The sequence below is a fragment of the Candidatus Aminicenantes bacterium genome (assembly GCA_011049425.1).
Taxonomy (GTDB): domain Bacteria; phylum Acidobacteriota; class Aminicenantia; order UBA2199; family UBA2199; genus UBA876.
The window spans coordinates 1-20,776 of record DSBM01000154.1 but is presented as its reverse complement, the minus strand read 5'-3'; the positions used below and the strand labels follow the sequence as shown (position 1 = coordinate 20,776).

Annotated in this window: 17 protein-coding genes; 8 read left to right on the top strand and 9 right to left on the bottom strand. The window is 56.2% G+C overall.

Annotation, left to right across the window (positions count from 1 at the left end):
* Positions 1–166 precede the first annotated feature (166 nt).
* The 5 genes from ENN40_10975 to ENN40_10955 all read right to left on the bottom strand — a co-directional run bounded on the left by ENN40_10975 (position 167) and on the right by ENN40_10955 (position 8,561).
* On the bottom strand, positions 167–1,057 hold the full coding sequence (locus ENN40_10975) for a hypothetical protein (protein HDP95863.1): 891 nt from the start codon (positions 1,055–1,057) through the stop codon (positions 167–169).
* Positions 1,054–2,790: a surface layer protein B gene (locus tag ENN40_10970; protein ID HDP95862.1), complete on the bottom strand. Its 1,737-nt coding sequence runs from the start codon at positions 2,788–2,790 to the stop codon at positions 1,054–1,056. The genes ENN40_10975 and ENN40_10970 overlap by 4 nt, the downstream gene beginning before the upstream one ends.
* A gap of 82 nt (positions 2,791–2,872) precedes the next feature.
* Positions 2,873–6,355, bottom strand: a complete 3,483-nt coding sequence (gene smc, locus ENN40_10965) for a chromosome segregation protein SMC (GenBank protein HDP95861.1) — start codon at positions 6,353–6,355, stop codon at positions 2,873–2,875.
* Between the two features lie 43 nt (positions 6,356–6,398).
* The gene (locus ENN40_10960; GenBank protein HDP95860.1) at positions 6,399–7,463 is read right to left on the bottom strand and encodes a flavodoxin-dependent (E)-4-hydroxy-3-methylbut-2-enyl-diphosphate synthase; all 1,065 of its coding nucleotides are present in this window, start codon (positions 7,461–7,463) and stop codon (positions 6,399–6,401) included.
* Positions 7,464–7,832: 369 nt separating this feature from the next.
* Complete coding sequence (locus ENN40_10955; protein ID HDP95859.1) at positions 7,833–8,561, bottom strand: hypothetical protein; 729 nt, start codon at positions 8,559–8,561, stop codon at positions 7,833–7,835.
* Between the two features lie 93 nt (positions 8,562–8,654).
* Between ENN40_10955 and folK the strand changes: the two genes are divergently transcribed.
* Positions 8,655–9,161, top strand: a complete 507-nt coding sequence (gene folK / locus ENN40_10950) for a 2-amino-4-hydroxy-6-hydroxymethyldihydropteridine diphosphokinase (protein HDP95858.1) — start codon at positions 8,655–8,657, stop codon at positions 9,159–9,161.
* 9 nt (positions 9,162–9,170) lie between these two features.
* On the opposite strand, the gene ENN40_10945 is transcribed toward folK, so the two are convergent.
* The 4 genes from ENN40_10945 to cysC all read right to left on the bottom strand — a co-directional run bounded on the left by ENN40_10945 (position 9,171) and on the right by cysC (position 13,272).
* On the bottom strand, positions 9,171–9,668 hold the full coding sequence (locus ENN40_10945; protein HDP95857.1) for an FHA domain-containing protein: 498 nt from the start codon (positions 9,666–9,668) through the stop codon (positions 9,171–9,173).
* A gap of 19 nt (positions 9,669–9,687) precedes the next feature.
* A complete protein-coding gene (locus tag ENN40_10940) occupies positions 9,688–10,530 on the bottom strand; it encodes a serine/threonine protein kinase (protein HDP95856.1) in 843 nt (280 codons plus the stop codon).
* On the bottom strand, positions 10,527–12,317 hold the full coding sequence (locus tag ENN40_10935) for a Stp1/IreP family PP2C-type Ser/Thr phosphatase (protein HDP95855.1): 1,791 nt from the start codon (positions 12,315–12,317) through the stop codon (positions 10,527–10,529). Before ENN40_10935 ends, ENN40_10940 begins: the two co-directional genes overlap by 4 nt.
* A gap of 349 nt (positions 12,318–12,666) precedes the next feature.
* On the bottom strand, positions 12,667–13,272 hold the full coding sequence (cysC, locus tag ENN40_10930; protein ID HDP95854.1) for an adenylyl-sulfate kinase: 606 nt from the start codon (positions 13,270–13,272) through the stop codon (positions 12,667–12,669).
* 303 nt (positions 13,273–13,575) lie between these two features.
* Here cysC and ENN40_10925 point away from each other — a divergent pair, with 303 nt between their 5' ends.
* From ENN40_10925 to ENN40_10895, 7 genes are all read left to right on the top strand, one after another.
* Positions 13,576–14,532 carry an L-threonine 3-dehydrogenase gene (locus ENN40_10925; GenBank protein HDP95853.1) on the top strand — a complete coding sequence of 319 codons (957 nt, stop codon included), beginning with the start codon at positions 13,576–13,578 and terminating at the stop codon, positions 14,530–14,532.
* Positions 14,533–14,629: 97 nt separating this feature from the next.
* On the top strand, positions 14,630–16,918 hold the full coding sequence (locus ENN40_10920; protein HDP95852.1) for a DNA translocase FtsK: 2,289 nt from the start codon (positions 14,630–14,632) through the stop codon (positions 16,916–16,918).
* Positions 16,919–16,986: 68 nt separating this feature from the next.
* Complete coding sequence (locus ENN40_10915) at positions 16,987–17,796, top strand: 3-deoxy-8-phosphooctulonate synthase (protein HDP95851.1); 810 nt, start codon at positions 16,987–16,989, stop codon at positions 17,794–17,796.
* Complete coding sequence (locus ENN40_10910) at positions 17,796–18,752, top strand: KpsF/GutQ family sugar-phosphate isomerase (protein HDP95850.1); 957 nt, start codon at positions 17,796–17,798, stop codon at positions 18,750–18,752. Before ENN40_10915 ends, ENN40_10910 begins: the two co-directional genes overlap by 1 nt.
* On the top strand, positions 18,703–19,320 hold the full coding sequence (locus ENN40_10905) for a 3-deoxy-D-manno-octulosonate 8-phosphate phosphatase (protein ID HDP95849.1): 618 nt from the start codon (positions 18,703–18,705) through the stop codon (positions 19,318–19,320). Before ENN40_10910 ends, ENN40_10905 begins: the two co-directional genes overlap by 50 nt.
* 48 nt (positions 19,321–19,368) lie before the next feature.
* Positions 19,369–20,127, top strand: coding sequence for a UDP-2,3-diacylglucosamine diphosphatase (locus ENN40_10900; protein ID HDP95848.1), 759 nt, complete (start codon positions 19,369–19,371; stop codon positions 20,125–20,127).
* Positions 20,128–20,154: 27 nt separating this feature from the next.
* Positions 20,155–20,688 (top strand): HDIG domain-containing protein, encoded by a 534-nt coding sequence (locus tag ENN40_10895; protein ID HDP95847.1) that lies wholly within the window; start codon positions 20,155–20,157, stop codon positions 20,686–20,688.
* The last annotated feature ends 88 nt before the right edge of the window (positions 20,689–20,776 follow it).

Genomic DNA, 20,776 nt, shown 5'->3' with positions numbered 1-20,776 from the left:
GGGGTACTCCCCGAAGACGAAAGCCGGCCGCGGAACCATTCCAAACATCCGCCGTGGTCGGCTTAATACGACGAAGACCGCAATGGGTCTGGACCGAAGTGGTGAGCGGTGAATTATGCCCGAAAGGGTACTTCAACTCTTTTTGATCGTTGTGAGAAAACAAGGGTTAAAAACGGATGCCCAGACCGGTGCTGAGGCGCAGCCCGTCCGGACGCAAAGACCGTCCCCCGCCGATATCTTTGCTGACGAATCCGTAGCCGAGGGAAGTCAGGACATGGATTGTGGGAGAAATCCGCCATTTCAGGCCCGTCCCGGCCCGGAAGCCCAGGCAGGTGTCTTGCACCAGTTCAGCGGTAGCCTGTTCTTTAAAAGCCGCCCATTCGATTCCCCCGTACAGAGAAAAAGACAGGCGTCTGCCCAGGGAGCGTTCCCAGGCCAGCCCCAGGGCCGTGAAACGCTGGAACCCGTTCAACTCAACCCCAATGACCGGAAGCATACTAGAAAAGGTAAAAGAGGAATAAGACACCCAGGTTTTCCAGCCCTTGTAGACAGTGACCGACAACCGGGCCTCGGGCATGAATTGCCAGCGACCGTAAGCGGCCGCGAAGCGGGAGTCCGCGCTGGCCATTCCGGTAGCCGTCACGTCCACCTGGAAACGCTTCTTGCGGATGCCGCTGCTCACCTTCCCCCGGGAAGCGCTTTTCCAGACTCTGCGGAACGGCCCCGGCAATTGCGCATGTTCCGTCCCCGGGGGGCCGATCAACGCCGTGGCCTGCACCAACAGTTTCCGGATCACCAGGGGGGATTCCAGGCGCATCCAGCGCACCAGGGCGGTTTCCACCAGAACCCGGCCGCGGACGGAATCGGATTGTGCCGTTTCCGCGGCTCGTTTCAGCAGTTGCAGGGACTCTTGAAGGTCTTCCCGGATGGTGCGGGCGACCCCCGCCTGGCGCAGGAGACGCAGGGCCTCCGCGTCATCCGCAACCGGGACGGCCTGAAGCAATGGAAAGATCACCAGTGTCGCGATCGAGAGCAATACAGTGCGGCCGGCCTTCATTGCACAACCTCCACCGTCGACCAGCCGGAACGTCCCCGGAAGCGTCCTCCCGGGCCGAAACAACGGACCTGGTAGGCGTAATCCCGCCCCGTAGACACGGAAGTGTCCAGCCATTCAACAGCTCCCTCCGCCAACTCGGCGACCGGGATCTCCATGACCTTGCGTGTGCCGAAAGTATCATCGCGGCGATACACCGCCACCGACTCCACCGCTACTCCGGCAAAATCCACCGAGACATCCACGCTCACATAGGGATAGCTCAGGATCCAGCCCGCGGAGTGCAGCAAGCGGGCGGAAATGGAAGCCTGCACCGGGGTGGAATACGCCGAGTATCCCTTGATGCAAACGTTGCTGTCCGCCAGAATACCGGTCAGGTCATGCCAGCCTTCGCCGTTAAGGCTGACGAAGCTCTGCCCCGGAGAGGCCGTGGCCGGTGAAGAATAGCCATTGATCGGGTATTCCACCGGGATGGGATAACGCGTCCCCGGGGTCTGGAAATGGACCGCCACGGCGAAACGTTCATCTTGCGCCAGGGGAACCCCCGCTTCCAGGGGTACCGTTATAAACCCGGCGTGGGGCCACGTACCCTGCTGCTCCAGGTACAGACGCCCCGTTTCCGGACTTTCTCCGGCAAGACGGCGGTACACACGAATAGTATAAGCGGAATTCGAGTCCATCAAATAGAAACCCACCGCGGTCAGTTCCCCGGCTTCCCGGGCGGAGAACACGTTACATCCCCAGGCGTGGCTGGATACGCCTCCCAGAAAAGAGATCACGCCCAGGGGATCGTATTGGTAAACCAGTCCGTAATTGTCGGCTTCCTCCACCCGGGGCACGCCGATGCGGGGCATAAAGCCGGTATCGTAATAGGACATGTAGAAATAGCCGCCGTCTCCATATTGACCTCCCCAACTGTTGCGCAAGATAAAGGCGCCGTTTTCCGGGGGAATCTGCAGAAAACGATTGCGATTATAATCATCGTCCCAGCCCACCACCAATACGCCGTGGTTGGCGTTGGGTTCCCCGGAATAGTAATGGGACGCGGTCGAGGAGTTGTAACTGCTTGAATCGTAGAAAATACTGACGTAGAAAGGTCCCTGAGCCATCAGGAACTGCTTGATTTCGGCATTGTCCAGGGCATCGCGCCGCGGAGCGAAGAAACGCATGTTCTGGATATGCTTGACCGGCGGCAATTGCAGCGCATCCGGATCGTCTCCCGACCCGTAGGGCGAGTCTTCCTCCCCGACCGGACCGGACCAGCGCAACAGATAGGCGGCGTTCATCTGCCAGTTGCCCCCGGTGTAATCGCCGTATTCGTTGTGAAAGTCAAAACCGTGATAGCGGTAAATATGCCATTCCGAGAGGTCCAGCTTCTCCTGCGGCAGCAACATGGACTCCAGCATGCCCATGGTGGCGAAAGCCTGGCAGGCGGGATAGCCATCCTGGTCCCTGATCAAGGGCAAACGACCCGTTCCGCGCAGGTCAAACCGGCGCGGGAAGACCGCCGGAGTTGCTGGAGCGAGGAGGTGGGACAGGTCGAGGGGAGACGGCACCAATCCAGCCAACCCCGGGTGACTTTCCGCCTGCGCCGGCGTACTGGATCCGGTTGCCTGAAAGAAACGGCTGAACTCAGGGTTGGGCGGCGCCAGGCGCCAAGGTGATTGCTGCGCAACCAGGAAAAGCGAAAACATAACAAAAAAGGCAAGGAGGAACAACAGGCGCCATCGTGACATACATACCTCCGCTGATCAGAGAAAAGACGCGCCATCCGCCAACGCGGTTGACCTCTGATTTCCTCGCGCCGGACTCCGCCGCTTATTCCGGACGATCCGCTACCTGCAAACCGCCGCGCCCGGTCATGCGCATGGAAAACACCGACGAGACACCCGGTTCATTCATGCTGATGCCGTAGATGTAGTCCGCCTCTTCCATGGTTTTGAAATTGTGGGTGATGATCAGGAACTGGGTCTGGGCCTTGAGCTTGTGCAAAAACTTCAGAAAGCGCTGGATATTGGCCTCGTCCAGGGAGGCGTCCACTTCGTCGAAAACACAGAAAGGGGAGGGTTTGTACTCAAAAAGAGCAAACAGGAACGCCAGCGAGGTCAGGGTTTTTTCCCCGCCGGACAAAAGGCGCAGGCTTTGCAGCTTCTTTCCGGGGGGTTGGGCCTGGATCTCCAAGCCGGATTCCAGTATGTCATCCGGATCCGTTAAAGCCATTTCCGCGTCGCCACCTTCAAAGAGGATCTGGAAATTCTTGAGAAAATATCCCCGGATCTTTTCGAATGCTTCCATGAAACTCTGGCGGGATTCGGCGTCAATCCTGCGGATGGCCTCGTTCAGGTCATTAATGGATTTCATCACGTCTTCTTTCTGAGAGATCAGAAACCCATATTCCTTTGACAGGATCTCGTATTCGGATTCAGCGGAGAAGTTGAGACGATTGCTGTCGCGCATCTTTGTCAGCCTGAGGTTGGACTGGTCTGATTCTTCCTGAAGTTGTCCCAGGTCCAGATCTTGCCATTCCTCGCCGGGAACCAGGCTTTCCAGGTCCGTATTCAATTCCTGAAAGGCAATGTCCTGGAGACGCGCGGTATCTTTTTTTAGGGAAGAGACTTCAATTTCCAGTGCGCCGCGTTTATTTCGCACCTCCTCCAACTCGGTCCGCAAAGCCTCCAGCTCCCGGGTGCGTTCACGCAGCCGCCCGGACAACTCCTGGAAACGCCCTTCCTGCTCGCGGATCGCTTTCTCCCGCTTCTCGCGTTTGCCCTCCAGTTCATCCGCTTCCCGCCTCAGCGTGACTACTTTTTCACCTGAACTGGACAGTTCCTGTTTCAGGTTGCGGCATTCCTCTTCGTGGGCGCTGCGCCGTGCTTCCAGGTTGCGCCCCGCTTCCTGCAGGCGGCGCAGGTCGGCCTGGTGCGAGCGCAGTTGCTCGGCAAGCAGATTGACCCGGCCCTCTGACTGCAAGAGCTCTTTTTCCACCCGGGCGGATTCCGCGACTGTTTCTTTCTCGGTGTCGGTCGCGCTATCTAGGGTGCGCCGCATCTCTTCCATCTGGTCATCGAGCGCTTTTTGGCTGGCCTCCCGGGCAACGAATTCGGTTTCCAGGGCCCGCTTTTCCGCTTTCAGAAACTGGATTTCAGCCCGGGTTCGCTCTACCCGTTTCATCACGGCATCCCGGTCACGCTTTAGGGTCTCCAGACGGGTCTGCCATCCAGTGAGTTCACCGCGTACATTCCGCAGCCGGTTTTCCAGTTCGCCGCGCCCGGTCTGGATTTTTTGCAGTTCGGCTTCAGCCGTTTTCCTTTCCTCGCCGAGCCGGCTGATAACTTTTTCCCACTCCGCCTGGGATGCCTGGGCCGCGCGGATTTCATCCATTACGTCGAGAATACCGCGCTCGCGGTTGCGCACCATGATGCCGTCGCGGGTGATCACAACTCCGTCCGGAGTGACCACATTGACGCCATGGGTCTCGAAAATGCGCAATCCGTCTTCAAGGCTGCGTACCAGCACGCCGTTACGCAATGCCTGTTTGAATTGAGTGTCCCGGACTGAAAATCGATCCTTGACCCGCGCCAGCACACCAGGATCCCGTTCAATCTCCGCAGGCGTCTCATCCCGGCGTTCCCGCCGCAACCACAACCTGGGCAAGGCGCTTTGCAACGCATCCGCATTGCGCTTGAGCAATGGTGCGGTCATCTCCTCGAAATAGAAATTCTCCAACCAGCGATGATCGTCGCGTTCCGCCTGGACCTGCTCCTGGAGTAGCCCCGCGGTTTCGATTTTTTCCCCGTTTTGTCCATTCCGGTTCAGCCGCTCTCGAACCTGCTGGTACTTGTCGATCTGGCTTTGCAGGTTGCGGACCTCACCGGAGGCATTTTTCTCTTCGGCGATGAGTTTCTCAAGCTCCCGGCCGGCTACCTGCAGGCGCTCGCTTTCAGCTCTGAATGCCTGGGAATCCTTTTGCTCCCGCGCCCGCGCCTGGTTCAGCCTGGTTTCGGCCTCCTGGATTTCTTTTTCATTCAGCTGGGCGGCCAACTCGGCCACAAATGCCGACTTGGCCTCGATTTCATTTTCCAGCCGCCCTGAACGCTTGTCCATGTCCCGGATGATGTTACTGATTCCGGACAACTCGTTCTGCAGGCGAAACGCCGCGTCCCGCGATTCCGCGTTGCGGGTCGCATTCTCTTTGATACGTAACTTGACAGCATCCAGGCGCGCATCGATAGCGACGCTCTTTTCGCGAACCTCTTTCAAGCACGATTCCAGGTCCGCCACTTCAGCCGCCGCGGTATCGGCCTCTTGTCCCAACGATTCCCCTTCCTTGACGGCGTTGGCGCAAAGCGTTTCCAACTCGTGGATACGCTGCTCAAGGAAAGACCGCCGCTGCTCCAACTTATCCGCGTCATTGCGCAATTCCTGGATGCGCCGGCGGCTCTCGTAAACTTCATGTTGTTCCTGTTTCAGCTCACGATCCAGTTTCCAGCGGCATTCCTCATCTTCCAGCGATTCTTTCTCGCGGCGGGTGATCTCGAAATTCAGGGACTTCTCTTTTTCCAGCAGTTTTTCCAGGCTGGTCCGGGTTGTGGCAAAAGAATCCGCCAACCCCCGGTGCCGCCTGAAAAGCAGGGTTGACAACAGCGCCTCGCGCTTTTCTTTGAACTCGCGGTAACGGCGCACATAATTTACCTGGTTTCTCAGTTCCTTCAGGCGGGATTCCTTGTCCGCGCCCAATATCTCCAGGTTGTCCAGGTTCTGTTCCGCCACAACGAGTTTCTGGGCGGTTTCTTTCTTGCGCTCCAGGTACTGGAGAATGCCGGCCGCCTCTTCAATCAACAAGCGTTTCTCACTGGGCTTCAAAGAGATCAACTTGTCAATGCTGCCCTGTTCAAAGATAAAGTACTTGCGCTCCCCCAACTGCATGTCGTACAAAGCGTCCTGGATATCTCGGTTGCGGCAGTACTTGTCATTGAGAATGTATTTGCTTTCACCGGTGCGGAAAAAGCGGCGCGCCATGTAAACGTTTTCATCGCCTTTAACGAAATGCGCCCCGACTTCGGCCATGCCCAAAGGTTTGAGTTGCATGCTGCCGTTGAAAATCAGGTCCTCGTTGACTTCACCCCGCAGGTTCTTGATGCGCTGTTCGCCCAGCACCCAGAAAATGGCGTCCACAATGTTGCTCTTGCCGCAGCCGTTGGGCCCCACCACGGCGGTAATGCCTTGATGGAGACGGATCACGGTCTTTTCGGGAAAAGACTTGAATCCCTGCAGGTCGAGTTTATCCAGGTAGATATTCATGAAGAATCCCCAATAAAATAGCACAATCCTGGGGGCAAGACAATCACTCGCCGGAAGCCAGCATGCGCCGGACTTCCTTTTCCAGCCGCTCCACCGCTTGCGCAACTTCGACCCGTGCCACCACTTTCCCGTTACGAAAAATGAATCCGCGCGTACGCGAAAACGCCAGGCCCACGTCGGCGTCCCGCGCCTCCCCCGGACCGTTCACTTCACACCCCATGACCGCAACGGTCAGGCGCCGTCCGGACTTTAGGCCCGCCAGGCAGCTTTTTACTCTCTCGACCAGGGGGATCAGGTCCACGGAAGTGCGGGCGCAGGTGGGGCAGGAGATCACCTCGACCCCGGTCCGGCGCAGTCCGACCGCGGCCAGCAGGGCCTTGGCCACGCGGACTTCGCGAACGGGATCCGCGGTCAGGCTCACGCGGATGGTATCCCCGATGCCGTCCAAGAGCAGCGCGCCGATTCCCACCGCGGACTTGACTTCGCCGTCCAGGCCCGAACCGGCCTCTGTAACGCCAAGGTGGATCGGATAATTGCATGCCTGAACCACCAGGCGGTTGGCCGCCACGGTCTCTTTCACCCGCGAAGACTTCAACGAGATCTTGATAAGTTCAAAACCCTGGTCTCTAAAAAAGCGCACATGTTGCATCAGGGAATCCACCATGGCCCGGTAACGGGGCTGCGCGGAATCGCGGAAGCGCTTTTCTAATGAGCCGGCGTTTACGCCGATGCGGATGGGAGTCCCGCGTTCCGCCGCGGATCGAATAACCGGTACCAGGCGGCGCCGGTCGCCAATGTTTCCCGGGTTGATGCGCAATCCGTGGGCCCCGGCCTCAATCGCCGCCAGGGCCAGGGAAGCGTCGAAATGCACGTCCGCGATCACCGGCAGGAAAGAATCCCGGACAATGAGGCCGAACGCATCAACGGCATCATGCGCGGGCAACGCCACGCGCACGATCTCGCATCCCGCCGTGGCCAGGGCGCGGATCTGCGCCAGGGTGACATCCACGTCCCGGGTATCGGTGTTGGTCATGGACTGGATGGAAACCGCATGGTTGCCGCCGATGCCCACGGACCCTACAAAAATTTCCCGCCGCATAACCGGCATTATACCAGATCCGGCAGGAGCGCGCCCTGTCACCTTCTTTTCTTCAACTCGTTCTTGTGATGAGAACTCACGAGTGCTTGTGATGAGGCGCGAAGCGCGTTGGTGATGAGGAGACTTCAGGCTTTTGTGATGAGAATCAAGGAATTCCGAACAACGAATAAGGAAGAACGAATAAAAAAAAGCCTCCCACTCACTCAATGCTTTTTTCTACCTTCTACTTTCTACGAGTACCGAAAGGGGCCAGTGGCGAGGAGCGAGGTACCAGTGGTGATTGGCAAGGGGCAAGCGACTGTCTCCTGTCTTCCTGTTACCTGCCACCTTTATTCAACTTCCCTTTTATGCCCGAAAGGGTATTTCAACTCTTCAACTTTATATAGCTAAGATCTTGATACTTCCATTCACGGTTTTTATCCGCACTGAATGCCGGCCGTCGCCCACGGTGCCGCGAATCGATCGGCCCACCAGGCCCCTGTCCACTTCCAGGTCGAAATCCGAGCGCACGGATCCGTTCAGGGTTTCGCCGTTCGCCTTGAAACCGGAAGAGCGTTCAATCTCCAACTGAACGGCGCCGTTTACGGTGCGGACATTGATTCCACCGGCCAGGGGTTTGACGTGAACCAATTCAATTCCGCCGTTGACCGTTCGGAAGTACCCGGATGCAAACACACCGCGCTGGCTGATGGCGCCGTTGACGGATTCGATCTCCAGCTTGCCGATTTCACCGACCGAGCGGACGGAACCGTTTACGGAATTCAACCCCACCTTTTCCAGCCCCGTTGGGACAATCACCTGGAAATTCACCCGGGAGCGGGTATCACGACGCAGGCGTTTTACGTTCACATGCAAGTGGTTGTCCTCCAACTTCATGCGCACATCCACTTCTTCCAGTTCTTTGTTTGTTTTTGCCACTTTCTCCAGAACAACGCGGATCTCATCCCGATCATGGGTGGACAACTCAATTTTTCCATTCACGTTCTCCAGGGTCAGCACTCCCCGGGCGGTTACGGGAAACACTTCAGTGCTGCGTTTGACCGCGGGGAAAAGCATCCCTCCAGTCAGTATCATAATCGCAGGAATTAAAATCCAACGCTGTGTCATGTTGATCCTCCTCTATCCATCCATAACGCAACCGCAAAAGAAAAGTTCCCGAAGGATTGCACAAACCCGGCCACATGCGCATAATAACATTTCATGATCTATTACTTGTCAATGGGATCCAACCTGGGTAATCGCCGTCGCAACCTCGAAAAGGGCATCCGCCACCTTGGGGCGCAGGGCCGAATCGGTCCGGTTTCTTCATTGTACCGAACCCGTCCGCAAGGTATGCCCTCGGGGACTCCCGATTTTTTTAACCTGGCCCTGCGCCTGGACTCAGGACTTGAGCCCATGCAATTGCTGCAATGGATCAAAGTGATTGAAGCCTTGATGGGCCGCGGCCTGCGCCCGGGTCCTCCACGCTCCCGTTGTCTGGATGCGGACATTCTGCTGGCGGGACATCGCGTGCACAATACCGCTGAATTAACCATCCCCCATCCGCGCATGACGCGGCGCGCCTTTGTACTCGTGCCCCTGGCGGAAATCGCCCCACAAATGGTTCACCCCGTGCTGGGGTTGAAAATCATTGAATTGCTTACCCGCCTGGACGATCAAGACGGGATCCTGCGCATCGACAACCCGCCCGCCAAGCCCGGCGTTTGAAACGGCCCGTCAACTTTCCTGGGGGGGATCCGTGGTAAAAACCAGCTTAACGCTGCCTCGCCGTCCCAGTGAAAAGACAGCTCCATGGGTGACTTCAGCCTCCTGAATCTGCTCTCCGTCACGGAACAAGCCGTTGGTGGATCCGGCATCGCGGATCCACAAACTGCCTGATTTTTCAAACAACTCACAATGCTGCTTTGAGACAATCAACTCGGGAATCACAATCTGGGCCTGACCGGGATCCCGGCCGATTGTCGCGGTGGTCAAGTGAACCCGCTGGGTGCTAATGCGCCGGCCCTCCACCATTATATCCACCCGCCCCCACACGGAGGAATCAAATAGGTCGTGGGCCGGGGGGAACACTTCTTCTTCAGCTGACGATTCCTCATCCAGTTCGGAATCGATCTCATCGTAGAGGGATTTCCGGCGCCGGATCAGGATGCCCATCCCCAACAGGGCGGCAATCAGCAGGACCAGGGCGATTATCCAATACACATTCAATTGCATTTGACCTCCTTTCCTTCAACTAAGCAGGCAAAGTGGCGAGGCGGATTCCGTCCAGGGCGATCAGCATTTCGCCGGCAGTCTGAAACCGGCGCTCGGGTTTTTTCTGGACGGACCTGGAGACGAACTCATCCAAGGCTTTGTCGATGCCTTCGCGTTTAGATGACGGCGGCATCCACTCTTTGATTCGATCGACCCATTTCTTTGGGTGCTCAGGATCCCAGGCACCGGCGTCGTAGGGGATCTCTCCCGTAAGCATCTCATACAGGGTAACACCAGCCGAGAACAGGTCGCAGCGTTGATCCGCCGGACGGCCGCAGAGTTGTTCCGGAGCGGCATACCAGGGAGTCGCCATGATAAAACCATCTTCCTCGCTGGGGTGAATGCCCGCAATAGCGGCGATACCGAAATCAGAGATTTTGAGTTGTCCCGTGGGGGTGCGGATCAGATTGCCGGGTTTGATATCCAGGTGCACGATGTTAAAGCTGTGAGCATAGCGCAGGCCGCGCAAGAGTTGTCTCATATTACCGACAGCCTCAAGTACACTCAAGTGCCCTCTCTGGCGCAGAATATCGCGCAGGGATTCGCCCTCAACGTACTCCATGACCATGGCGTGGTGGTTATCCAATTGGTGAGAAGCATAGACGGAAACGATGTTGGGATGAGTCAACTGAGCCTGGGTGATAGCTTCCTTTCTGAAGGCCTCCACGCTTTTGAGGTTTCCGACCAGGTGTTCGTGAATCACTTTTAAGGCTACTTTGCGATGCAAAACCGTGTCCATGGCGGCAAAAATGGTGCCCATGCCGCCGCGGCCGACCTTGCGCAGGATTTGGAACTGACCCAGGGTACTTCCAGCTTTAATCATTCGATTCTGACCCGGAATACTTTTCCATCCATGGTGACAGCCACGCGGTCGGCTTTTAGCGGAGCCGCCATCACGTGCTCAAGACGCAGATTAACTGACAGTTCATCCAATGCCACCGCATGGCTTTCGCCGTTCATGTCCAGCAAGGTCGCTCCGTCAGAGAAATAGGCCATCACCCGTCCATCAGGCAGGTACTCAACACCCAGGGGCGGGCGGGAAAACGCAAAAGGGATTACCCGCTTGATGGTTTTACCCGCGGCGGAAAACCGACAGGTGTGCAGTTGCCGGTCCTGGTTGGAAAAGTATAACAGGATGCCATCGGAACCATCCAGCTTCAGTGAGTAAAGCGGAATAGGTGTTTTGTCCCCGGATAAACACTTTACCAATTGCAGGCGATGGTTTTCATTTAAAGGGTTTTGTACCACAAAGAAATGATTGGACGCGGTAAAGGCAAAAAAATGTTCGTTAACAAACAAGGGAATTACAGGCGAATTAAGCCCGGATATGGAAACCGTGCGCGACAACTGATCGATTCCGTCAGTGGAGTCACCCGCCCGCAGGCGCAGCAGTGGCGAACCGCCCGTTTCCTGCTGAACAGAATAGTCCGCCGTTCCGGGCTTGCCGCGCCGCAAGATCAGCCTTTGATTCATGGCGTTCGGGATTGGCCGGTCTCCTTCGGCCAGCGAAAACGGGTCCGCATGGCCCGCATGCTTCAGGTTGACCAATAGATAGCGATCTTCGACAACAATCCAAATCTGATCGGCGGAAAAATGAACCAGACGACGCGGATCGGATTGCAACATCCGGGTAACATCCGCGGAGAGGTTGATCGGCTCCAGTACAATCCGGGTTTCAACAGGAAGGCCGGGTCTGTCTGTGATCGCTTTCTGGCTTCGATGTTGTTCCGCCGGCATCACCGGTGCCTCTTTACTACCTCTTACCCGCAGCAAGACCGCCGCCAAAACCACCAACAAGACCAGGGCCGCGATCCACAAAAAGGGGAAACGGCGCTTTTGCGGGCGTTGCAACACCACTGTGCTATCCAGGTCAACCACCGGCCCCAGGCGAATCACTTGCACAGTGATATTGTCCATGCCCCCATTTTCATTGGCACGCCGGATCAGGCCCTGGACGGCTTCAGTGGGATAATACGACTCGGCATACGCCCGGATCACATCATCCGTCACATGCGTGTTCAAGCCGTCAGAGCACAGCACCAGGATGTCTTTTTCTTGCAGATGAAAATCGCTGATGATTTCCGGGGTAAATTCTTCCCGGGCCCCCAGCGACATGTACAGGATGTTTTTCTGGGGGTGATCGCGGGCTTCTTCTTCCGTAATGCGGCCGTCTTCGACCATCTTGGCCACGAACGTCTGATCGGTTGTCAAACGCCGGATCACACCGTTGCGAATCAAGTAAATCCGCGAGTCTCCAACGTGGATCATGTGCAGGTGATCGCCATCGATTGCGGCAGCGCTGAAAGTGGTTCCCATGCCTTTCTTGGCCGGATCCGACCGGGCTTTGCGCAGGATTGCGTCGTTGGCTTTGCGCAGGGACTCAACCAGGGCGTCCGCGATGGCTGTCTTCTGCTTGCGCAGGCGTTTGTAACTGGCGACAAAACTCTGGGATCCCAATCTGGAAGCCACGTCTCCAGCCTGGTGCCCCCCCATGCCGTCGGCCACAACAAAGAGGTGCTCTCTATCCCCTATTTTTTCGTAGATGTAATGGTCTTCGTTGGTCTGGCGAATCCGGCCGATATGGCTGTCTCCGTGCGCCGTGATCTGCATGCATGATTAGCGGGATTCTCGCCCCGCCCCTTTGAAAATTATGTAGCACAACAAAAAATGAGTGTCAAATAGAGTTTAGAGAGATGAAAAGTGAAAAGTAGAGGCGGGAAACAGACCGGAATACTGAATAAGGAATAATGAATAAGAAAGCCACGTGATTTTCGTGCCTTATTCCTTCTTCTTTATTCCTTATTGAGAATGGGCTGTTCGCGAACCGTTCCTATGACTGACTCCTGCCACCTGCCACCTTCCGTACACAACTTTTGAATATAACTCATCAACTTCTTCCCTCTTCAACTCTGCAACTTTCCAACTCTGCAACTCCAACTTTCCAACCCTCCAACTCTAATTATATAATTCCCTTCTCGCGCAGGTGGTCCAGGATGATGTTGACTTCTTCTTCGACGTTCAGGGACTCAGTGTCCAGGGTAATTTCCGGATGCAATGGGGCTTCGTATGGAGCGGAGACGCCGGTGAATTCGGGAATCACGCCCTTGCGGGCTTTCTTGTATAATCCTTTGGGGTCACGCTCTTCACAGGTTTCCACGGAAGTCTTAACATAAACCTCAAAAAACCGGTCCGGACCCAGCAATTGGCGGCAGGAATCCCGGTCTTTGCGGTAGGGAGATACAAAAGCCGTGGTGGTGATGGTGCCGGAATCAGCGAAAAGTGCGGCCACCTCGGAAATGCGGCGGATGTTTTCTTCACGGTCCTTAGGTGAAAATCCCAAGTCCTTGTTTAGACCGTGCCTCACGTTGTCTCCATCGAGAACGTAACAGAGCCTTCCTTCCTGGTGCAGTCGCCGCGCCAGGGCATTGGCAATGGTGGATTTTCCACTCGAGGGTAGGCCGGTAAACCACAAGACTGCTCCTTTCTGTCGTAGCAATTGTTCTCGTTCCTCTCTTTTTACCGTATGTTCATGCCAGACCACGTTCGTGGCTTTCTGTTCCGTCATGGAGCCTCCTAGGTAATGCGTCGTTGTTGATGCGGATCGGCAGGGCGCAAATTTCCTGATCAACAGGGCCCGTCCCCGGGGTGCAAATTGTGAATATACCCTATTTTCGGGAGGGATGCAACCGGTTGCGACCGGAGAGCCGTTTTTCGCCTGGAAGGTTATGCCAACGATCCGCAGGCCGGAAACCACAGCCAAAGGGGATAGAATCAGCTTTTCCAACAGCAGGTATAATGTCGGTGTGCTTGACAAGATTCCAGGCGATCCGCTACACTGGGGCATTCCAGACTTGGCAGAGGTGTGTGAATGAAGCGAATCCTGGTAACCGGCTCTTCGGGGCAAATTGGAACCGAGTTAAAGCGTCTTTTGATCAACCGTTTCGGAAAGGAAAACGTTGTGGGAGCGGACCTGAAGGAGCCTTCCGCGGAGTTTCTACGTGAAGGTCCATTTGAGCGTTTGGATGTCACCTGCGCCAAAGAGATGGAGCAAGTGGTGCAAAAGTACCGGATCGATACGGTTTTTCACCTGGCGGCGATTCTGTCCGCGGTGGGTGAGCGCAAGCCGCAACTGGCCTGGAAAGTCAACATGGACGGATTGGTCAACGTGTTGGAATTGGCCAGAAGCAATGGTTGCGCGGTTTTTGTGCCCAGTTCCATCGCCGCTTTCGGTCCGGACACCCCCAAGCAGGATACTCCCCAGGACACACTTCAACGTCCCACGAGCATCTACGGTGTGACCAAGGTGGCCGGTGAACTCCTTTGTGACTACTACCACGAGCGTTTCGGGGTTGATGTCCGCGGCGTGCGTTATCCCGGGATTATCTCTAATGAGACCCTTCCCGGGGGCGGTACCACGGACTACGCGGTGGAGATTTTTTACGACGCCATTCGCCAAGGAAAATACACGTGTTTCCTGAAACCTGATACGGCACTGGATATGATGTACATGCCGGACGCGCTGAATGCCGCGCTGCGAATCATGCAGACGCCGGGTGACAAACTGGTTCATCGTAACGCGTTTAACGTGACAGCCATGAGCATTACTCCAGCTGAACTGGCGCAAGAGATCCGCCGTCATATCCCCGACTTTGAGATCCGTTACGAAGTCGACTCCATGCGCCAGGCGATCGCCGATTCCTGGCCGGATCGCATGGACGACAGCGCCGCCAGGCAGGAGTGGGGGTGGACCCCTGAGTATGACCTGGAGTCCATGACGGCCGATATGATTCAGACGCTTACGCCGAGATTAAAGTTGAAGAGTTGAAGAGTTGGTTACAAGGGGCGAAAATTCTTTCGCCCCGCCTGCCACCGGGAACCCTTTGTTGAAATCTTGACTTGATCTCGCCCCGCGGGTATAGTGGATGCAAATGGCGAAGCACCGCTCGACAAAGGGGCCGGAACCGGAACTCACACTGCGCAACGAGATCCTGGGCATTCTTTTTCTCTTTTTGTCGGTGTTCCTGATTTTTTCCGTTTTCAGTTTCTCTCCGGTGGATCCCAGTTTTTTTCATTCCTCCATGCGGGAAACTGTTTCCAATTACGGCGGGCGCTTGGGGGCCCAGCTGGCAGCCGTGTTGTTCAATTTGTTGGGATATGCCGCGTACGGCGTGGTGTTTTTCCTGTTGATGGTGACGGTGCATTTTTTCCTGAACCGCGGCATTGCCCGCATGGGAACCAAGAGTGCCGGGTACCTGCTTCTTGTCCTGGCTGCATCGGGGTTTATCACCTGCCTGTATCCCCAGGCGGTTGTTGACGGCATGTCTATTCACACCGGTGGAATGGTCGGCCTTTTTCTCCACCGCTTTTTTCGCGCGGAATTGAAACCCTTTTTCGCCGGCGGGCTTTTCCTGATCCTCATGCTTGTGGCCCTGGTGGTGATCGCCAAGGTGTCGCTGCGACGAATGATTCAGTCGTTCTGGGAGTTGCTGAAGGTTTTGGGAAAATGGTTGCGGGAGGCCAGGAAGGTTTTTTTAAAGCGACGCAGCGCCCAAAAGGTGCGTGCCAAGTACCGCCGGGAAACTCAACCGCCTTCCGGGAAAACAAGAAACAAACCCGCTAAGGAAAAAGCCGGACCCGCGCCCAAAGCGGCGGAAGCCAGGCGCATTGCCAGGGAGCCCAGCCGCCTTCCGGAAGAGAGCTTCCTGTTTGCGGATGAAGAAACCGGCTTGATGCAGAGTTCGGCCTATACGGCTCCGCCACTAACCTACCTGGATGCGGTTACGGAACAGAGCCAGATCGATTTTAAGGAGCTTGACCGCAAACGGGATGAACTGACGGCGGCTTTGGAGGAATTCCGCATCCAGGGCAATATCCGTGAGTACACCCCCGGACCGGTGATTACCACCTACGAGTTTGAACCGGACAGCGGAGTGAAGGTCAAAGACGTCACCAACCTGTCGGAGGACCTGGCCCTGGCGGTCAAAGCGCAATACGTGCGTATCGAACGCATCCTCGGCAAACGGGCCATCGGCATCGAGATTCCCAATCGCAAACGGGAAATCATTCACTTGCGTGAAATTCTTGAATCCGACGAATACCGGCGCTCCAGTTCGCCGCTCACCCTGGCATTGGGCAAAACCAAAAGCGGAGAGATCTTTATCACGGATTTGCGCGAGATGCCGCATCTGATCGTGGCCGGTGCCACGGGAAGCGGCAAAAGTGTGGCCATTCACTCCATTATCCTCAGTATCCTGTACAAAGCGCCTCCCGCGGATGTGAAATTTGTACTCATCGATCCCAAAAGAGTGGAGTTGGCCATTTACAACCGCTTGCCCCACCTGTTGACTCCGGTTGTGGTCAACAACAAATTGGCCAAGAACGCACTGGACTGGGCGGTATGGGAGATGGAGCAGCGTTACCAGAAGATCGCCCGTCTCCAGGTACGCAACATCGATCAGTACAACAAGAAACTGGACCTCTTGATCCAGAGTGGCGACGAACTGCTTGATCGTCTCGAAGATACGGAGCGCATTCCCTACGTGGTCATTATCATTGATGAGTTTGCCGACCTCATGCTGGAAAGCTCCCGGGAGATCGAGGACGACGTGGCCCGGATCGCCCAGAAGGCCAGGGCGGTTGGGATCCACTTGATTCTGGCGACCCAGCGGCCCTCCACGGACGTAATCACCGGCACGATAAAGAACAATTTTCCTTCCCGGATCGCCATGGCCGTTCCCTCCAAGTTCGATTCCCGAACCATTGTCGACGTTATGGGTGCGGAGAAGCTGCTCGGCAACGGCGACATGTTGTTTCTTCCCCCGAAAACGGCCAGTTTGATCCGCCTTCACGGCGCCTATGTTTCCGAAGAGGAAGCCATGCGGGTCATTAACTTCCTGGCCAAGAAAGAGAAACCCAGGTACGATACCCAGGTGGTCAAGCCGCGCTCAACATCCCCTGGAGGCGCGGGGGAAAGCGACCTGGACGAGTTGTTTAATGAAGCCGCGGCCATCGTGATTGAAACCGGCCAGGCCTCCGCTTCATTCCTGCAGCGGCGCATGCGCATCGGGTATGCCCGTGCCGGCCGCCTGATCGATCAATTAGAGGCGCGGGAAGTGGTTTCACCGCCAAACAGCCGCAGCCAGCGGGAAGTGTTGATGAGCATGGGCGATTTGGAAAACCTGAATGCGACCGAAGACGATCTGGAAGATTGATCTATACAGATGACGCGGTTTGTAGATCAACTCTTTTTCCTGCAGCACCTTTGTGGTAGAATGGCGGCATGCAACGCGGGTTTTCCGTTGGGAATCTGGACATCACGGCAAACCCCCCGTTTTTCATTCTGGGCCCATGTGTGATCGAAGGGCGCTCGGGAACCATTGAAATCGCCCGGCAGATCCGCAAATTGGCGGATGAGTTGGATCTGGGCGTCGTGTTTAAAGCATCGTTTGACAAGGCCAATCGATCCTCTCTCACATCTTTTCGTGGTCCTGGTTTGCGCGAAGGCCTTGAGGTGCTGCGCGCAGTCCGGGAGGAAACCGGATTGCCGGTGATTTCAGATATCCATGAACCCGCCCAGGCCGAATCGGCCGGCAAAGTGTTGGATGCCTTGCAGATTCCCGCTTTTCTTTGCCGCCAGACCGACCTGCTGCTGGCGGCAGGCGATACGGGGCTGCCCGTAAATGTAAAAAAAGGGCAATTCATGGCTCCCGGGGATATGGCCCGGGTGGTGGAAAAGATTCATTCCACGGGCAACCGGCGCGTGATGTTGACCGAACGGGGCTCCTTTTTCGGCTACCATGACCTGGTGGTGGATTTTCGTTCCATCCCCATTATGAAGTCCCTGGAGGTGCCCGTCGTCATCGACGCCACCCACGCGGTGCAACGCCCGGCGGAAGGCAACGTGTCCGGCGGGCAGCCTCAATTTATTCCCCATATCGCGGCCGCAGGCGTGGTGTGCGGCGCGGACGGCGTGTTCCTGGAAGTTCATCCCCATCCGCAAAAAGCTCTTTCAGATGGGGCCAATTCGCTCTCCCTCAAGGATTTGGGGAAACTACTGATTCGCTTGCGCAAGTTGCATGGGGTGACCTGATGGATTGTTTGGAAATCGCCCGTCATGTACTTCGGACTGAATCGAAAGCCATTGAATTGGCCGTGCAGCGGTTGGATTCGCGGTTCACGGAGGCGGTGGACCTGGTGTTCGGCGCCCGCGGGCGGGTGGTAATCACCGGAATGGGAAAATCCGGGTTGGTCGGCAAAAAGATCGCCGCCACACTGACTTCCACGGGGACACCGGCGGTATTTCTTCATCCTTCCGAGGCTTTGCACGGGGATATCGGCATTATTATGGAAGATGACATTGTTGTGGCCCTTTCAACCAGCGGGGAAACCCTGGAAGTGGTGCGCCTGATCAATCTGATCCGCCGGATCGGGGTGAAGCTCATCGCCCTGGTGGGACGCGAGGAATCCACCCTGGCACGTGAAAGCGACTGCTTTATCGATTGCAGCGTGGAGAACGAAGCCTGCCCCATCGGACTTGTTCCCACTACTTCCACGACCTTGACGTTGGCCATGGGTGATGCCCTGGCTATTGCCCTGATGGAAAAAAAGGGTTTCCGGGAAGAAAACTTTCGCTTCAACCATCCCGGGGGGTCTATCGGCAAGAAGTTACTCAAGGTGGCGCATCTCATGCATTCGGGAGAAGCCGCGCCGCGGGTGCGGCCGCACGATCCCATGGAGTCGGTGATCCGGGAAATCGATCAGAAACGTTTCGGTGTTGCCGTGGTGGCGGATGAAAATGATCTGGTAGTGGGCGTGATTACGGATGGTGACTTGCGCCGCAACCTGTTGCGGGATCCCGGGCTGCTGCAGCGCCGGGCGGTTGATTGCATGACGCCAAACCCCCTCCAGGTAACGGAAGATCGCCTGGCGGTGGAGGCCCTGAAAGAAATGGAAGACCATCGCATTACTTCCCTGGTGGTAACCCGTGGAGGACGCCTTGCGGGATTGCTGCACCTGCATGACTTGTGGCGTACGGAGATGTTTTAATATGAACATGGATCAAAAGGAATTGGCCAGGCGGATCAGGATGATCGTGATTGACGTGGACGGGACATTGTCGGACGGACGTTTTTTTGTGCTTCCCGATGGGCAGCAGGTCAAGTCCTTTGATGTCAAAGACGGCACGGGCATTGTGTTTGCGGGCCTGGCCGGCATTATTACGGCCATTATCACGGGCAAACGCAGTGAGGCCGTGCGCCGCCGCGTGGAGGAACTGGGCATCAACGAATATTACGAAGGCGTTCATAACAAGACCATGCCTTTCAACGAGTTGTTGGAGAAGTACGACTTGTCAAAGGAAGAGGTGGCCTATATCGGTGACGATATCGGTGATGCGGAAGTAATGGGCATGGTGGGGTTTTCCGCGGCGGTTGGAGACGCCCATCCCCTGATCAAGCGCATTTCCCATTTTATCGCCAAGCGTTACGGTGGACGGGGGGCGGTGCGCGAAGTGATCGATTTCATCCTGGACGCGCAGGAGCGCTGGCCGGAAATTTTTGTCAAGCTCAACAGCCAGGAGAACGCTGAAGAAACCCTGCGCAAGATCAACGGCTGATTGAGTGCTTCGTTGACTTCGCCGGATTGATTCGCCTACAATCAGGCGATGGGGCGCATTTATCTGGTTTCCGACATCCATGCCGGCGATCCCGCCGCAGAACCCGGCCGTCGCGATTTCCTCTGTTTTCTTCAATACCTCGAGAATCGCAGCGGCGACTTGTTTATTCTCGGAGACCTGTTTGACTTCTGGTTTGAATGGCGCCATGTTGTGCCCAAGGGGGTTTTCGACATTCTCTATCAATTGCGCCGCCTGGTTGATGCCGGTTGGCGGGTTGTGTTTTTACCGGGAAACCACGATTTCGCGCCCGGCGACTTTCTTTCCCGGCAGGTGGGACTGGAACTTCCCGGTGAGAACATGGTGCTTGATTTCGGGGGGAAGCGGTTTTTCCTGGCCCATGGTGACGGCCTGGCCGCCCATGATCGCGGTTACCGAGTTTTAAAAAAGATCCTGCACAATCCGTTATCACAGGCGCTTTTCCGTCACCTGTTGCCGGCGGACTGGGGCATGGCCCTGGCCAAGGTCACATCACGGGGGAGCCGTCGCCACCTCAGCATTGATCATGAGGCATGGGCCAAGGATTACCTGGCGGCCGCGCGAAGGTACTTTTCAAACGGTTTTGACGGGGTGGTGCTGGGGCATGTGCATGAACCGCTGCTGGTGCGTGAAGGCAATCATGTGTATGCCAACTGCGGAGATTGGCTGGAGCATCGCTCATGTATCGTGGGGGAAGCGGGAAAACTTTTCCTGGCTGATTGGGAGGCGGAAACAAAGCGTTTACAAAAGCGTTCGCCTGGCGTAGAATAGGGCGGAAATCAGTATCAGGAGAAGCGAATGAACCACAGAAAGATTGAAACGATTTTCCTGGACCTGCATAAAATTTCGAAAAAGGAGCTGCGCGAGAAAGTGGTCCAGACCTGGGCCGAATCGATCCGCCGGGGAGGGTGGGAAGTCGAGGAACTCAAGGATGTCCCCTTCACCCTGCTGATTGCGGACACGGATGTCGACCTGGTTCAGCACACCAACAACGTCACCCGCACCGCCCTGGTGATTGCCAAAGAGTTGGATGGATACTATGACGGACTCAAAATCGACATGGACATTCTGTTGGCCGGCGCGCTGCTGCATGATGTGGCCAAGCTGATGGAGTACGACCGCCGGGACGGAAAGGTGGTCAAAAGCGAGATGGGCCAGTATTTGCGCCATCCCATCAGCGGAGCGGCCATGGCGGCCAAGCATGGACTCCCGGACGAAGTGGTGCACATTATCGGTTCCCATTCAAAGGAAGGCAATTTCGCCAAGCGCACGGTGGAAGCCATTATCGTTCACCACGCGGATTTCCTCAACTTCGAACCCTTCCACCAGTAAGCCGGAGCGGTCCGCCCGGATTATTCAGAGATATCCGGGTTCAGTTCTTTTACACTGCTCTCAACTTCGAAGTAACGGTAGTCTTTGT

Bases quoted from the DNA above. Each gene is read 5' to 3' on its own strand.
- ENN40_10975 (HDP95863.1), bottom strand. From the start codon at position 1,057: ATGAAGGCCGGCCGCACTGTATTGCTCTCGATCGCGACACTGGTGATC.
- ENN40_10970 (HDP95862.1), bottom strand. From the start codon at position 2,790: ATGTCACGATGGCGCCTGTTGTTCCTCCTTGCCTTTTTTGTTATGTTT.
- smc (HDP95861.1), bottom strand. From the start codon at position 6,355: ATGAATATCTACCTGGATAAACTCGACCTGCAGGGATTCAAGTCTTTT.
- ENN40_10960 (HDP95860.1), bottom strand. From the start codon at position 7,463: ATGCCGGTTATGCGGCGGGAAATTTTTGTAGGGTCCGTGGGCATCGGC.
- ENN40_10955 (HDP95859.1), bottom strand. From the start codon at position 8,561: ATGACACAGCGTTGGATTTTAATTCCTGCGATTATGATACTGACTGGA.
- folK (HDP95858.1), top strand. From the start codon at position 8,655: ATGATCTATTACTTGTCAATGGGATCCAACCTGGGTAATCGCCGTCGC.
- ENN40_10945 (HDP95857.1), bottom strand. From the start codon at position 9,668: ATGCAATTGAATGTGTATTGGATAATCGCCCTGGTCCTGCTGATTGCC.
- ENN40_10940 (HDP95856.1), bottom strand. From the start codon at position 10,530: ATGATTAAAGCTGGAAGTACCCTGGGTCAGTTCCAAATCCTGCGCAAG.
- ENN40_10935 (HDP95855.1), bottom strand. From the start codon at position 12,317: ATGCAGATCACGGCGCACGGAGACAGCCATATCGGCCGGATTCGCCAG.
- cysC (HDP95854.1), bottom strand. From the start codon at position 13,272: ATGACGGAACAGAAAGCCACGAACGTGGTCTGGCATGAACATACGGTA.
- ENN40_10925 (HDP95853.1), top strand. From the start codon at position 13,576: ATGAAGCGAATCCTGGTAACCGGCTCTTCGGGGCAAATTGGAACCGAG.
- ENN40_10920 (HDP95852.1), top strand. From the start codon at position 14,630: ATGCAAATGGCGAAGCACCGCTCGACAAAGGGGCCGGAACCGGAACTC.
- ENN40_10915 (HDP95851.1), top strand. From the start codon at position 16,987: ATGCAACGCGGGTTTTCCGTTGGGAATCTGGACATCACGGCAAACCCC.
- ENN40_10910 (HDP95850.1), top strand. From the start codon at position 17,796: ATGGATTGTTTGGAAATCGCCCGTCATGTACTTCGGACTGAATCGAAA.
- ENN40_10900 (HDP95848.1), top strand. From the start codon at position 19,369: ATGGGGCGCATTTATCTGGTTTCCGACATCCATGCCGGCGATCCCGCC.
- ENN40_10895 (HDP95847.1), top strand. From the start codon at position 20,155: ATGAACCACAGAAAGATTGAAACGATTTTCCTGGACCTGCATAAAATT.